A 13,161-nucleotide genomic window follows, 5' to 3' on the forward strand; every position below is an offset into this window, starting at 1 on the left:
TAAGCTAATAATAAGTCTTGACTTCAATAAATATTTAAATGGCTACAAGCAACGATATTAAAAAAGGAATGTGTATCGAATTTAGTAATGATATTTTCAAAATCATTGAATTTATGCATGTTAAACCTGGTAAAGGCCCCGCATTCGTACGTACAAAAATGAAATCTGTTACCAATGGTAAAGTTTTAGACAATACCTTTTCTGCAGGTCACAAAATCGATGAGGTTAAAGTAATCACCAGAAAATTCCAGTATTTGTACGAAGATGATAATGGGTATCACTTTATGAATAATGACGATTTTTCGCAAATTTATCTTGATAAAGTGATGATCGAGAACTCACAGTTTATGAAAGCTGGCGAAGAAATTACCATTATCTTGAAAGATTCTGATGAATCGCCATTATCAGCTGAAATTCCACCTACCGTTTATCTTGATGTAATCGAAGCAGATCCAGGTGTAAAAGGTAATACTGCAACGAATGCTCTTAAAAATGCAATTGTAGAAACCGGAGCTCGAGTAATGGTGCCTTTGTTTATTGAAGCTGGTGACAAAATTAAAGTAAATACCGAAGATGGTTCTTACTTAGAAAGAGTAAAATAAAGCATTATAGAAAACATTTGCATATGACTTTCGCAAAACCTCAAACTCTTCAATCTATTTCAGAAATTATCGGTGCTAAGATGATTGGTAACGCTGATTTTCCTGTTTTAGGAACCAACGAGATTCATCGAGTTAAGGAGGGCGAAATTGTCTTTGTGAATCATCCAAAATATTACGATAAAGCACTGAACTCTGCAGCAACTGTCATTCTAATTGATAAAGAGGTTGCTTGTCCAGAGGGTAAAGTTTTGTTAGTTTCTAAAGATCCTTTTGGAGATTTTAATAAAATTAATAAACATTTTACAAAAATCACCAATTTTGGGGAAACACTACATGAATTGGAGGTTGGTGACAATACCCAAATTCATTCATCTGTTGTCATTGGTAATAACGTAACGATAGGGAGCAACTGTATTATTTTTCCTAATGTAGTCATTGGAGATCGAACAGTAATTGGTGATCATGTAATCATTCAGTCGAATACCGTTTTAGGAGGTGAGGCTTTTTATTACAGGAAATTAGACGGGAATTTTGACCGATTAGTTTCAATAGGGAATGTTATCATTGAAAATAACGTAGAAATTGGTAATAATTGTACGATTGATCGTGGAGTTACCGATTCAACGATTATTGGTGAAGGCTCAGTTTTAGACAATCAGATTCAAATTGGTCATGATACCATTATAGGTAAGAAGTGTCTGATTGCTTCCCAAACAGGAATAGCAGGTTGTTGCGTGATAGAAGATGAGGTTACTATTTGGGGACAAGTAGGAATGGCTTCGGGAGTTCGTGTTGAAAGTGGCACTGTTCTCCTGGCAAAATGCGGAGTCAATCGAGATCTAAAGAAAGGAACTTATTTCGGTTCCATTGCAGAGGAATTCAAGCAATATTTAAGAAAAGAAGTGAAACTTAAAAATTTGAAATAGCAGTTGTAGATGCTCTTTATTTCAAATTTTATTAAGTAATTTTGTAGATAGTAAAGATTTAAAAATAAATTTAAAAAATAAGCAATGTCAGTATTAGTAAACAAAGATTCAAAAGTAATCGTACAGGGTTTTACCGGAAATGAAGGAACTTTCCATGCCGGACAAATGATTGAATACGGAACCAATGTAGTTGGGGGAGTTACTCCAGGTAAAGGTGGTTCTGAGCATTTAGGAAAACCAGTATTTAATACGGTTGCTGATGCAGTAGAAAAAGCTGGTGCTAACGTAAGTATTATTTTCGTACCTCCTGCGTTTGCAGCAGATGCAATTATGGAAGCTGCTGAAGCTGGTATTAAGGTAATCGTTTGTATTACAGAAGGAATCCCAGTTGAAGATATGGTGAAAGTGAAAGCATATCTTGCTGACAAAGATAGCAGATTGATCGGACCTAACTGCCCGGGAATTATCACATCTGATGAAGCAAAAATTGGTATTATGCCAGGTTTTGTTTTCAAAAAAGGAAAAGTTGGAATTGTTTCTAAATCTGGAACTTTAACTTATGAAGCAGCTGACCAAGTAGTGAAAGCTGGATACGGAGTTTCTACCGCAATCGGAATTGGTGGTGATCCAATCATCGGAACAACAACTAAGGAAGCTTTGGAATTATTCATTAATGACCCAGAAACTGAAGCAGTCGTTATGATTGGTGAAATCGGGGGTAACTTAGAAGCTGAAGCTGCAAGATGGTATAAAGAAAGTGGTTCTAAAAAACCAGTTGTAGGATTTATAGCAGGACAAACTGCTCCTAAAGGTAGAACAATGGGTCACGCAGGTGCAATTGTTGGTGGAGATGATGATACCGCGCAAGCGAAAATGGCTATTATGAGAGAAAACGGAATCAACGTTGTAGACTCACCAGCAGAAATAGGTGCGACTGTTGCGAAGATTTTAGGATAAAACCAAAATCATTGATTATGAAAAAAATAATTTTCAGTTCTTTACTTTTAGCGTCATTATCAGTATCTGCTCAGATCGATTTCAGCAGTACCCGTTATGGACTTACTGGTGGCGGCACCTATTCTAGGATTACCAACGCCCACAATCCTTCAGGTGCTAGAATTTCTGGTTATGGTGGGGTATTAGCACTTATTCCGTTGGATAGTAACTATCAGTTTTATCTACAACCACAAGTGGAGTACTACGGCGCAGGTGAATCTGGTAAGGATAAAAATGCTAAAGGGAAGAGCGGATATAATGCGGTATATGCTAATAACTATATTAGTGTGCCCATTTATTTCAAAGGTTATTTTTCGGAAAATGAATCTGAGTTTTTTGCCATGGCAGGCCCTCGATTCAATTTTCTAATTAATCAAAAAGTAGAAGGTGAACCAGCAAATAGACCTTATTATAAAGTAGAGCAGTCTCCATTACCGCAATATGCAGGAGTTAATGGTAAAGCCAGTTCTTTCAATTTCGCATTGGGCTTTGGACTTGGATTTTCTTATAAAAGACAGTTAGAAATTACTGGCCGCTACGATCTTGGTTTAGGGAATGTTTATAAAAATTTAATGAGCGAGCCTGGTACTGATCCGAATATTGCCAAAAAGAAGACAGAACAAGTCATAAGTCTTGGTCTAAGTTATATTTTTGAATAATATTCTTTTATAGATAACAAAAAGTTCCATCAATTAATATTGATGGAATTTTTTTGTGAGGAATGAGCTGGATTATATTGCTATATTGGCAATACGGTTTTATCTCCTGTATTTTATTATTTCAATCGTTGGGTTAATCCAGTTTTTACTTATCTCGAGTTTAATATTCGGAATTATATCTTTCTCTTCATATTTCAAATATTGTCGACAGTTGACCGTACATAAGATGGCGAAACGCGTACTCCACCCAATTATGATCGGAGCCATTTATTCGATTGTGTGATGTTATTTTTCAATTTTGATGGTAATAGTGTTACTTTCGATTTTATTTACATATAAACTATTAAATTTTTCAATAATTAGACTTAGTTCTTCGTCAGTAGTGTTTATTCTATTTGCTTTATAATTTTTTTCAAAATCTGCTAAATATTTATTTTGATCAACCACTTTCATGCTTTCTAAACTTGGACTTGTGGATAATGCTGTAATATCTTTTTTCAGTATAGCTTCCTCACTATCCGTCAATTTAGTCTTAAAATTTTTTGTTATAAAATAACTATCTCTTGTATAATTATGTGTTTCTTCGTCTTCATTGTAAATTAAATTAAATTTAATTTTATCTTCCTTGATAGTTTCATCACTATAAAATTGGGTTAGATAAGCATCTCCATTTATATGTAAAACGATAGTTTGATTTGGTAATATTGTAACAAAATCATCATTTTTTCTGCTTCCTGGTATTTCTGGATTTCCTTCGTAATTGAGTTTTCTCCCTTGAGTGAAATTTACAGTAAAGTAATCAGTAGTTATTTTTGAAGATGTTTTCGGTTTTAGGATTGTAATTGGAATTGGTGATTTATTAGTCAGATTTGCCTCTAAAGATAAGAACTCTCCTTTTTTCCAAATAAAATTTTCTTTGGGATTAATTAAAATTAACTCTATGATTTTCGCATTGTTCTGTACAATTTTTGATTCTTTCTCACCTATATTATTCGTGGAACAACTTATGAAAAGTAAAAATATTGATAGAAGTAATAGCGTTTTTTTCATTTTTTTTATTTTTTACAGAGTGCTGTTATATGACGCACAACGGCTACGTATTAGTGATGGTGCGCCTTTAACGGGGAAACTTTCTTATTTATTGTGAATTAATCTTCGGAACATCTAAAATGGATAAGCTTTTGATTCCTCCTCACTCCTGCCAATACGATGTTGAACTAAACCTCCGGTAGCTTTCCCTGATGCTGTTTTATTGCCTTTGTTTTTATTCAACCAAAAATAAAATCTCTAAATGGCTACAAAAAAATTTTCGGAGGACTTAAGAACGAACAAAATTTAGAATCGCGCTTCGGGCGAAGTTAATGGTTTTTCGGAACTGATACAACGTTATGAAAGAAATATTTCAATCTAAGGAAAGAGTCTCAGAATCTTTGATAATTCTTGCAGGCATTTTGCTACCGTAGCGCTTCATTTCGGTAAAATGTCGGTGTTGTAAAGAAGGAAACTTGATTACCCATCTCCCTTTTCGGACAGAGAGGACCGCCACAGGATTTCTTGCCGTTTTCACTACTTCATCTGCAAAATAAACTTTGCGGTTAAGGGATTTTATATCTGTAAAGTCAAAAAAGCCTGTGAGTGCTTCAAAAAACTTCACTTCAGTTCCCAAAAAAAGCAGTCCTTCTAAAAAACTGCTCTAATATCCTAAATTCTAGAAACGATAACTCCATAAGGGTGGGGAGTAAAGCCACCGGAGGTGAGCCTGTCCAGAGCGTAGCGAAAGGATCTAACAGGCTTTCATTTCTTGTCTTTCAGACAAAACGAAAGCTTAGTTATTACCTGCAGTATTTTTCTATTCTAATTTAACATTCAGTTCAGATCTAATTTATAATTCTGAAATATTTCTTACTTTATATTTTTATGTCTCATAACATTTATATGTATGTGTAATAACAGTATCCTTTTTAACTATTTGTAAAAATAAATCACCTTTCTTTTTAATAAAATAATCTCCCTCCTTCATTTCATTTTTATATTCTTGCCACCATCTGTTACCATGTTCACATTCGCAAGGTTCAGAGGTTTTAGGGTTTTCACCTATAATTTTAAAAGAACTTAAATGCTCGACTCTTTTAATTCTTATTTCACAGTTTTCCTCACGGATGTTATTTGTCGAATCTTCGCAATTAGGTTTCCAGATTTTGGGAACCAAAATGTAGAGTCCAAAAATTGAGAAAATAGTTATTAAAAAATTTCTAGTTATTCGATTCATTGTAATATTGAAGGTAACGTTTTGGGTATTGCCGAAGGCGGGGATTTTTAGCACAAAAGTTCAATCGAAGAACGAAAGTCGAACCTTGCAAAAATGTCCAATCGAAGCCGTTCAGCCCCGCTTTTGGCAATACCTTGTGTGTGCCCAGCATGGGCATCTTTCTCTTACGAAAGTAGGAAATTAATCTAGAGGGTGCAAGTCCCTTATGGGCGAGGGTAACGCCTTGAACCATTAGTAAGTCGCAAGGGTGGTAACCGTGAGGTTACATCTGAAGAAATGCAAAGCATTCATGAATACCTTAAAAAAACAATAAAAAGGAATGAATAAAGCGCGACTACAATCCCGATAGCTATCGGGACGGTACTGACGAACAGGAACCGTATAGGAGGCATTTATGCATGGGTAAGCAAGCACATCATTGTAACGCCCTAAGATTACAAAAGTGCATAAATGTAGATACGGCAGGAATTGAGTGAAAGAAGATGCCATTACCTGGGGAGATCTTCGTAGCCACGAGTTGGCAAAACGAAGAAGTCAGCAGAAGTCATAGTACTTAGGAGTAACGAGCCGATGAATAAATCGGAGGACTCACAACCCAAGGAAGGACTGAACGTATTTTGGTTCTTAATTCACAATGGAATTCCCGTTAAACGGAATAGCCTTGGGAAAGCGGAACAGGTTAAAGTAAAAGAACAAGAATGATTGAAAGAGTATTACATCCTCGTAACATGCAACGAGCCTTACAGCAAGTAATTGCGAATAAAGGCAGTGCTGGCGTGGACGGAATGAACGTGCAAGAACTATCTGATTATCTTCGGAAAGAGAAAACACGACTTTATTCTTCCATAAAAGAGAGGTGTTATCTTCCTCAACCCATTCTTGGAGTAGAGATTCCTAAAGGAAATGGTAAAACCCGACTTTTAGGAATACCAACAGTAACCGATAGAGTGTTACAACAAGCGGTATCACAAGTTTTGATGCCACATTACGAGAAGGAATTTAGTGTTCACAGTTATGGATTCAGACCCAACAAAAACGCCCGCCAAGCAGTTGGTAAAGCGTTGGAGCATATCCATGAAGGTTATCCATTTATTGTAGACATTGATCTAAAGACCTTCTTTGATGAAGTAGACCACTGCATTCTTCTGAACTTACTTTATCGAAAGGTAAAATGTCCAGTAACCATGCGCTTAATCCGCAAATGGTTACGAGCCCCAATTCTAATCAATGGTCAATTACAGAAACGAAGAAAAGGAGTTCCGCAAGGTTCGCCTTTAAGTCCGTTATTGTCGAATATCCTGCTCAATGAGTTGGATAAAGAATTGACAAAACGTAAACTTCGATTTGTGCGCTACGCAGATGATTTTAGTATTTATACCCAGTATAAAAGCCACGCAACTGCAACGCTAAAAGCCATAGAGAAGTACTTGAAAACGAAACTCAAACTCACTATTAATGGTGAGAAAAGTGGAGTTAGAAAGCCAGTACAATTTGAACTACTGGGATTCGGATTCGAATCTACATATAAGAAAGGGGACAAGGGAAAATACCAATTGGTAGTAGGTAAGAAAGCGTGGACACGATTGAAAGAGCGACTAAAATCCCTCACCCGAAAAACCGCTCCGATAAGTTTTGATGAGCGTATCCAAAAGATTAACGAAGTTCAGCGTGGATGGTTAAACTATTTTCGAGGAACAAGTATCAAAGGAAAACTCCTCAGCTTTGACGGATGGCTGAGAAACCGACTGCGGTATTGCATTTGGCATGATTGGAAGAAGCCCGAACGGAAGAGGAAAAACCTCATTCGATTAGGAATCGACCAAAGCCTTGCGTATGCATATAGCCGAACTCGGAAAGGAGGATGGGCAGTCGCACAAAGTCCTATTTTAGGAACAACAATCACTATTTCAAGGCTAAAGAAACGTGCATACATCGCCATGTTAGAACTTCATCTATCACTTAACCCATCAAGATACGAACCGCCGTATACGAGACCCGTACGTACGGTGGTGTGAGAGGCGTACTCCGTTCAATTATGGGCGGAGCCGTCTACTCGATTATCTGTGGTTTTTATTCCACTAGTTTTCCATCCTTGTAATTTTGGATAATTTTTTCTTTTCCATCTTCATTATACATTTCCCATATTCCATCATAAACCCCAACTTTCCAATTTCCAATTCCTCTTAATTGTCCGTTTTCATACCAATATTTATGAGTTCCATTTGGTTTTCCGTCGATAAATTCTCCCTCACGGGCTTTTATTCCGTTAGAATGCCAATATTCCCAAATTCCATTCTCTTTATGATTTTTCATCAGACCTTTAGAATAGACATTTCCATTAAAATAATAAGATGTTTTATTTCCGTCAGTTATTGGTTTAAACTGAAGTTTTTCTGCTTTTTCGGGTGATAAATTTTGTCCGTTTTTCAAAAAGTCAGATTTTCCAATCAATGTGTCTCCGACATAAATTTCATATTCATCCAAATTTATATTTTGAGAAAATAAATTTCCAAAAGTTAGTATTGAGAGAGTTAATGTCAGTAATATTTTTTTCATCGGGGTCTTGTTTAAAATCACAGATAACGTTTCGGGGCTTTGCGATGGTGGGGCAATCGAAGCACAAATCTTCAATTTTGCACATAAGTTTAATCGAAGAACTACCGTTGAACTTTGCAGTTTCGCCCCACTATTGCAAAACCCTTGTGTGTGCCCAGCATGGGCATCTTTCTCTTACGAAAGTAGGAAATTAATCTAGAGGGTGCAAGTCCCTTATGGGCGAGGGTAACGCCTTGAACCATTAGTAAGTCGCAAGGGTGGTAACCGTGAGGTTACATCTGAAGGAAGCGAGACTACAAAACTCGGTACTGACGAACAGGAACCGTATAGGAGGCATTTATGCATGGGTAAGCAAGCACATCATTGTAACGCCCTAAGATTACAAAAGTGCATAAATGTAGATACGGCAGGAATTGAGTGAAAGAAGATGCCATTACCTGGGGAGATCTTCGTAGCCACGAGTTGGCAAAACGAAGAAGTCAGCAGAGGTCATAGTACTTAGGAGCAACGAGCCGATGAATAAATCGGAGGACTCACAACCCAAGGAAGGACTGAACGTATTTTGGTTCTTAATTCACAATGGAATTCCCGTTAAACGGAATAGCCTTGGGAAAGCGGAACAGGTTAAAGTAAAAGAACAAGAATGATTGAAAGAGTATTACATCCTCGCAACATGCAACGAGCCTTAGAGCAAGTAATTGCGAATAAAGGCAGTGCTGGCGTGGACGGAATGAACGTGCAAGAACTATCTGATTATCTTCGGAAAGAGAAAACACGACTTTATTCTTCCATAAAAGAGAGGTGTTATCTTCCTCAACCCATTCTTGGAGTAGAGATTCCTAAAGGAAATGGTAAAACCCGACTTTTAGGAATACCAACAGTAACCGATAGAGTGTTACAACAAGCGGTGTCACAAGTTCTGATGCCACACTATGAGAATGAATTTAGTGTTCACAGTTATGGATTCAGACCCAACAAAAACGCCCGCCAAGCAGTTGGTAAAGCGTTGGAGCATATCCATGAAGGTTATCCATTTATTGTAGACATTGATCTAAAGACCTTCTTTGATGAAGTAGACCACTGCATTCTTCTGAACTTACTTTATCGAAAGGTAAAATGCCCAATAACCATGCGCTTAATCCGCAAATGGTTACGAGCTCCAATTCTAATCAATGGTCAATTACACAAACGAAGAAAAGGAGTTCCGCAAGGTTCACCTTTAAGTCCGTTGTTGTCGAATATCCTGCTCAACGAGTTGGATAAAGAATTGACAAAACGTAAACTTCGATTTGTACGTTACGCAGATGATTTTAGTATTTATACCCAGTATAAAAGCCATGCAACTGCCACGCTAAAAGCCATAGAAAAGTACTTGAAAACGAAACTCAAACTCACTATTAATGGTGAGAAAAGTGGCGTTAGAAAGCCAGTACAATTTGAACTACTGGGATTCGGATTCGAATCTACATATAAGAAAGGGGACAAGGGAAAATACCAATTGGTAGTAGGTAAGAAAGCGTGGACACGATTGAAAGAGCGACTAAAATCCCTCACCCGCAAAACCGCTCCGATAAGTTTTGATGAGCGTCTCCAAAAGATTAACGAAGTTCAGCGTGGATGGTTAAACTATTTTCGAGGAACAAGTATCAAAGGAAAACTCCTCAGCTTTGACGGATGGCTGAGAAACCGACTGCGGTATTGCATTTGGCATGATTGGAAGAAGCCCGAACGGAAGAGGAAAAACCTCATTCGATTAGGAATCGACCAAAGCCTTGCGTATGCATATAGCCGAACTCGGAAAGGAGGATGGGCAGTCGCACAAAGTCCTATTTTAGGAACAACAATCACTATTTCAAGGCTAAAGAAACGTGCATACATCGCCATGTTAGAACTTCATCTATCACTTAACCCATCAAGATACGAACCGCCGTATACGAGACCCGTACGTACGGTGGTGTGAGAGGCGTACTCCGTTCGATTATGAGCGGAGCCGTCTACTCGATTACCCACTGGCTTTCTTTCTATTTATTATGACATCTTATACTTTCATTGGGATAATATTTTTTCTTTAACCAAAATGAAACTCGAACTAAAAAGATAAGAACTGGAACTTCAACTAATGGTCCAACTACACCCGCAAAAGCCTGTCCGGAATTTAGTCCAAATACTGCTATAGCAACAGCAATCGCCAATTCAAAGTTATTTCCTGCTGCCGTAAATGAGACGGCTGCATTTTCCTTATAGGAAGCTCCCAGTGCTTTAGTAAAGAAAAAACTGATGACAAACATTAAACTAAAATACAAAATTAAAGGAACTGCAATAATTAAAACGTCCATTGGAATTTCAACAATTAACTCTCCTTTGAGCGAGAACATAATGACAATGGTAAATAATAACGCAATTAGCGTTATTGGTGAAATGGCAGGTATAAACTTTTCTGTGTACCACTTATCTCCTTTTAACCTTACCAAAATCACTCTACTTAAAATTCCCATTAAAAAGGGTAGTCCCAAATAGATTGCTACACTTTCTGCCACCGTACCAATTGAGATATCGACAATAGCTCCTTCAAATCCGAAATATGGTGGAAGCACCGTTATAAAAATCCAAGCATAGAAACTATAGGCAAAAACTTGGAAAATACTATTTAAAGCGACCAAACCTGCTCCATATTCGCTATCTCCTTCAGCAAGGTCGTTCCAAACCAAAACCATTGCGATACAGCGAGCCAATCCAATTAAAATAACGCCTACCATATATTCTGGATAATCACGTAAAAAAGTAATTGCCAAAACAAACATTAAAACAGGGGCAATTATCCAATTTAGAAAAAGTGAAATGGAAAGAATTTTAGTGTTTCTAAAAACTTTTGGCAAAAGAGCATAATTCACTTTAGCCAAAGGTGGATACATCATTAAGATTAATCCTATGGCTATGGGAATGTTAGTGGTGCCTCGACTCATGGAATCAATAATGCTTGGAAAAGATGGGAAAAAATATCCGATTCCCACGCCTAATAGCATAGCAATGAAAATCCATAGCGTTAAATAATTATTGAGAAAACTTATTTTTTTCATATACTTCTTGTATTCAATTATTTAAAATGTCTTTTTGCTGCTCAATTACTCCGTTTATATTGCACGATAACTTTACCGTATTGTAGATTGTGCCAAATTTTTCAATATTCTTTTTTAGCAATGGGATATTTAAATTTTCATCAGAACTGTAAATAGTTAGTCTATAATCTATGTTATCCATTTTCAAAGGTTTTTCCGTTCGTTTGGCTGACACATTTACTATGGCTTTTGAATAAGTAAACTTCATCATAGCAGAAAATCGCTCAATATTTTTTAGCATACACGCAGCAAAAGCTCCTAAAAAAAGCTCGGCAGGATTAGGTAAAGTTTCAGCAGATTTTGAAGTTGTTCCAAAAGCTATATCATTTTGCTTTATTTGTATAGCAGCGTTTTTATTTGAAATGGATGCGGCCTTAATTTGGTATTCCATAATTATTTCTATTTTGAATTAGTAGTTTTGAAAATAGTTAATAAGCTTTTATCTGAGAGAAAATGTAAAATAGTTCGGTTGCAATTTGCAGACTTCTTTCTTTATACTTTTCTGCTTGTTGTGGTGTATTGTCAAAAACTTTTGGGTCTTCAAAGGTTATCGGAATGCGTTTTTCAGCACCTGAAACAAATGGACACGCTTCATTTGCTGAATCGCAAGTCATAATCGCAACAAATTCGGATTTTGGGTTGAAATCGTCATCCAATCTTTTTGAAAATCCGATTATTGGATGCTGGTTGTCCGCATATTTAATGTTATAAACAGGGTTCTCGTTTTTTGAAATAGTTTTAATTTGAAAACCCGAATTTTGCAAAGTTTCTGCAACCATTGGGAAAAGTGCTGTAGCCTCTGTACCGCCAGAATAACAAAACACATTTTTGATATTGAAATGATAAGCCAAAGTTTGTGCCCAAACCTGTGATAAATGACTTCTTCGTGAATTGTGAGTACAGATAAAGTTGATTCTAATTTCTTGATGGCTTGAAACTTTAGACTGAATAAAATCCATTAACGGCTGTAAAATTGCTTTACGTTCAGTTGAAATTGTTTTAGGATTTAAGGCCTTGATTACTTGTTCAATTTCTGAAAACATTGTTGATTTTGTTATTGACATTTTCTTAATGTTAAATTATTATTTTAGCAACAGCCACTGCCTGGTGTACAAGAAGATCCATTATTAAATTCAGATAATTTAACTTTTGGTTTTTCACTTGGTATGTCGCATTTATCTTTCGCCAAACAATCGGTTTGTTTATTAGTCAACAAAAAGTTTTTACCGTCAAAATCAAGTCCGAATTTCCCAATCGTATTACCTTGATATTCCACTTCGATATCTAAATCTTCAATTCCTAAAATGCGTTCGGATAATTCAATGATGCTTAATAGTTTTTCTGGATGCAATCTGTGATCATAGTCATTGGCGTTCCAAAGTTGGAAGTTCACTACCTTCTCGTTTCTCACAGTTCCGCCACAATCAATGAAGTGTTTTGTAACTTTTCCAACTTCTGTTACGTGAAAGTGGTTGGGTACTAATTCCCCATTTGGTAATTGGAAAGCGATCTTATCCAGTTTATTCAATTTGTTTTTAATTTCTGATAACTTCATTTCTCTATATTTATTTGTTTATTGCGATTTAACGATTGATATAATGAAAAAATAATTAGCAACAATCTGCTTTAGGAATGTCCTGATCTAAAAATTGATGCATTAACATTTTCATTTTAGTCCAGTTTTCACTGTCTATACAATAGCAGACTTTGACACCTTCGACTGTTCCTTTAATAAGGCCTAAATTCCTTAATTCTTTTAAATGTTGGGATATAGTAGGTTGAGCAAGACCAATTTCTTCGGATAAATCTCCGCAATAGCAAGCATCAATTTTAAACAACTGCTGTAAAATAGCGACTCTAGCAGGATGGCTGAAAACCTTAGCGAATAAAGCGATTTCTTTTTGCTGATCTGTGTACATATTTTATATTCAATTCATTGTTTAATTGCAATATTACGATTAATATTTGAATTAGCAATTCCTTTTTAAAGTTTTGATAGACATTGATAATCTTTTATTGGAAATGGTTTTTGGGGAA

The 13,161-nt window shown here is 36.3% G+C and carries 14 protein-coding genes; 6 read left to right on the forward strand and 8 right to left on the reverse strand.

Annotated features, from left to right (window positions below):
- The first annotated feature begins 38 nt into the window (after window positions 1-38).
- From efp to FNJ88_RS10055, 4 genes are all read left to right on the forward strand, one after another.
- A complete protein-coding gene (efp, locus tag FNJ88_RS10040) occupies window positions 39-602 on the forward strand; it encodes an elongation factor P (RefSeq protein ID WP_143852988.1) in 564 nt (187 codons plus the stop codon).
- 23 nt (window positions 603-625) lie between these two features.
- The gene (locus tag FNJ88_RS10045) at window positions 626-1,528 is read left to right on the forward strand and encodes an LpxD N-terminal domain-containing protein (protein ID WP_143852989.1); all 903 of its coding nucleotides are present in this window, start codon (window positions 626-628) and stop codon (window positions 1,526-1,528) included.
- Window positions 1,529-1,612: 84 nt separating this feature from the next.
- On the forward strand, window positions 1,613-2,485 hold the full coding sequence (gene sucD / locus FNJ88_RS10050) for a succinate--CoA ligase subunit alpha (protein ID WP_143852990.1): 873 nt from the start codon (window positions 1,613-1,615) through the stop codon (window positions 2,483-2,485).
- A gap of 17 nt (window positions 2,486-2,502) precedes the next feature.
- A complete protein-coding gene (locus tag FNJ88_RS10055) occupies window positions 2,503-3,183 on the forward strand; it encodes a porin family protein (protein WP_143852991.1) in 681 nt (226 codons plus the stop codon).
- A gap of 285 nt (window positions 3,184-3,468) precedes the next feature.
- On the opposite strand, the gene FNJ88_RS10060 is transcribed toward FNJ88_RS10055, so the two are convergent.
- Complete coding sequence (locus FNJ88_RS10060; RefSeq protein ID WP_143852992.1) at window positions 3,469-4,233, reverse strand: hypothetical protein; 765 nt, start codon at window positions 4,231-4,233, stop codon at window positions 3,469-3,471.
- A 352-nt stretch (window positions 4,234-4,585) separates the two neighbouring features.
- Window positions 4,586-4,849, reverse strand: a complete 264-nt coding sequence (locus FNJ88_RS10065; protein WP_143852993.1) for a hypothetical protein — start codon at window positions 4,847-4,849, stop codon at window positions 4,586-4,588.
- Window positions 4,850-6,150: 1,301 nt separating this feature from the next.
- Between FNJ88_RS10065 and ltrA (FNJ88_RS10075) the strand changes: the two genes are divergently transcribed.
- Window positions 6,151-7,467 (forward strand): group II intron reverse transcriptase/maturase, encoded by a 1,317-nt coding sequence (gene ltrA / locus FNJ88_RS10075; RefSeq protein WP_143852995.1) that lies wholly within the window; start codon window positions 6,151-6,153, stop codon window positions 7,465-7,467.
- A gap of 55 nt (window positions 7,468-7,522) precedes the next feature.
- Here ltrA (FNJ88_RS10075) and FNJ88_RS10080 read toward each other — a convergent pair whose 3' ends face one another.
- On the reverse strand, window positions 7,523-8,008 hold the full coding sequence (locus FNJ88_RS10080) for a toxin-antitoxin system YwqK family antitoxin (RefSeq protein ID WP_143852996.1): 486 nt from the start codon (window positions 8,006-8,008) through the stop codon (window positions 7,523-7,525).
- Between the two features lie 643 nt (window positions 8,009-8,651).
- Between FNJ88_RS10080 and ltrA (FNJ88_RS10085) the strand changes: the two genes are divergently transcribed.
- Window positions 8,652-9,968: a group II intron reverse transcriptase/maturase gene (gene ltrA / locus FNJ88_RS10085; protein ID WP_143852997.1), complete on the forward strand. Its 1,317-nt coding sequence runs from the start codon at window positions 8,652-8,654 to the stop codon at window positions 9,966-9,968.
- A gap of 61 nt (window positions 9,969-10,029) precedes the next feature.
- Here ltrA (FNJ88_RS10085) and arsB read toward each other — a convergent pair whose 3' ends face one another.
- From arsB to FNJ88_RS10110, 5 genes are read right to left on the reverse strand one after another with little or no spacing between them, the layout of a single operon-like run.
- On the reverse strand, window positions 10,030-11,085 hold the full coding sequence (gene arsB, locus FNJ88_RS10090; RefSeq protein ID WP_143852998.1) for an ACR3 family arsenite efflux transporter: 1,056 nt from the start codon (window positions 11,083-11,085) through the stop codon (window positions 10,030-10,032).
- Between the two features lie 13 nt (window positions 11,086-11,098).
- Window positions 11,099-11,515 carry an OsmC family protein gene (locus FNJ88_RS10095; protein WP_143852999.1) on the reverse strand — a complete coding sequence of 139 codons (417 nt, stop codon included), beginning with the start codon at window positions 11,513-11,515 and terminating at the stop codon, window positions 11,099-11,101.
- 37 nt (window positions 11,516-11,552) lie between these two features.
- The gene (locus tag FNJ88_RS10100) at window positions 11,553-12,188 is read right to left on the reverse strand and encodes a low molecular weight phosphatase family protein (protein WP_143853000.1); all 636 of its coding nucleotides are present in this window, start codon (window positions 12,186-12,188) and stop codon (window positions 11,553-11,555) included.
- 23 nt (window positions 12,189-12,211) lie between these two features.
- On the reverse strand, window positions 12,212-12,679 hold the full coding sequence (locus FNJ88_RS10105) for a DUF6428 family protein (RefSeq protein WP_143853001.1): 468 nt from the start codon (window positions 12,677-12,679) through the stop codon (window positions 12,212-12,214).
- Window positions 12,680-12,734: 55 nt separating this feature from the next.
- Window positions 12,735-13,043 (reverse strand): ArsR/SmtB family transcription factor, encoded by a 309-nt coding sequence (locus tag FNJ88_RS10110; RefSeq protein WP_143853002.1) that lies wholly within the window; start codon window positions 13,041-13,043, stop codon window positions 12,735-12,737.
- Window positions 13,044-13,161: the final 118 nt, after the last annotated feature.

The sequence above is a fragment of the Chryseobacterium sp. SNU WT5 genome (assembly GCF_007362475.1).
Lineage (GTDB): Bacteria > Bacteroidota > Bacteroidia > Flavobacteriales > Weeksellaceae > Kaistella.

What these genes read in the sequence shown, in the direction of transcription:
- efp (WP_143852988.1), top strand. Translation starts at nt 39, where the DNA reads ATGGCTACAAGCAACGATATTAAAAAAGGAATGTGTATCGAATTTAGT.
- FNJ88_RS10045 (WP_143852989.1), top strand. Translation starts at nt 626, where the DNA reads ATGACTTTCGCAAAACCTCAAACTCTTCAATCTATTTCAGAAATTATC.
- sucD (WP_143852990.1), top strand. Translation starts at nt 1,613, where the DNA reads ATGTCAGTATTAGTAAACAAAGATTCAAAAGTAATCGTACAGGGTTTT.
- FNJ88_RS10055 (WP_143852991.1), top strand. Translation starts at nt 2,503, where the DNA reads ATGAAAAAAATAATTTTCAGTTCTTTACTTTTAGCGTCATTATCAGTA.
- FNJ88_RS10060 (WP_143852992.1), bottom strand. Translation starts at nt 4,233, where the DNA reads ATGAAAAAAACGCTATTACTTCTATCAATATTTTTACTTTTCATAAGT.
- ltrA (WP_143852995.1), top strand. Translation starts at nt 6,151, where the DNA reads ATGATTGAAAGAGTATTACATCCTCGTAACATGCAACGAGCCTTACAG.
- FNJ88_RS10080 (WP_143852996.1), bottom strand. Translation starts at nt 8,008, where the DNA reads ATGAAAAAAATATTACTGACATTAACTCTCTCAATACTAACTTTTGGA.
- ltrA (WP_143852997.1), top strand. Translation starts at nt 8,652, where the DNA reads ATGATTGAAAGAGTATTACATCCTCGCAACATGCAACGAGCCTTAGAG.
- arsB (WP_143852998.1), bottom strand. Translation starts at nt 11,085, where the DNA reads ATGAAAAAAATAAGTTTTCTCAATAATTATTTAACGCTATGGATTTTC.
- FNJ88_RS10095 (WP_143852999.1), bottom strand. Translation starts at nt 11,515, where the DNA reads ATGGAATACCAAATTAAGGCCGCATCCATTTCAAATAAAAACGCTGCT.
- FNJ88_RS10100 (WP_143853000.1), bottom strand. Translation starts at nt 12,188, where the DNA reads ATGTCAATAACAAAATCAACAATGTTTTCAGAAATTGAACAAGTAATC.
- FNJ88_RS10105 (WP_143853001.1), bottom strand. Translation starts at nt 12,679, where the DNA reads ATGAAGTTATCAGAAATTAAAAACAAATTGAATAAACTGGATAAGATC.
- FNJ88_RS10110 (WP_143853002.1), bottom strand. Translation starts at nt 13,043, where the DNA reads ATGTACACAGATCAGCAAAAAGAAATCGCTTTATTCGCTAAGGTTTTC.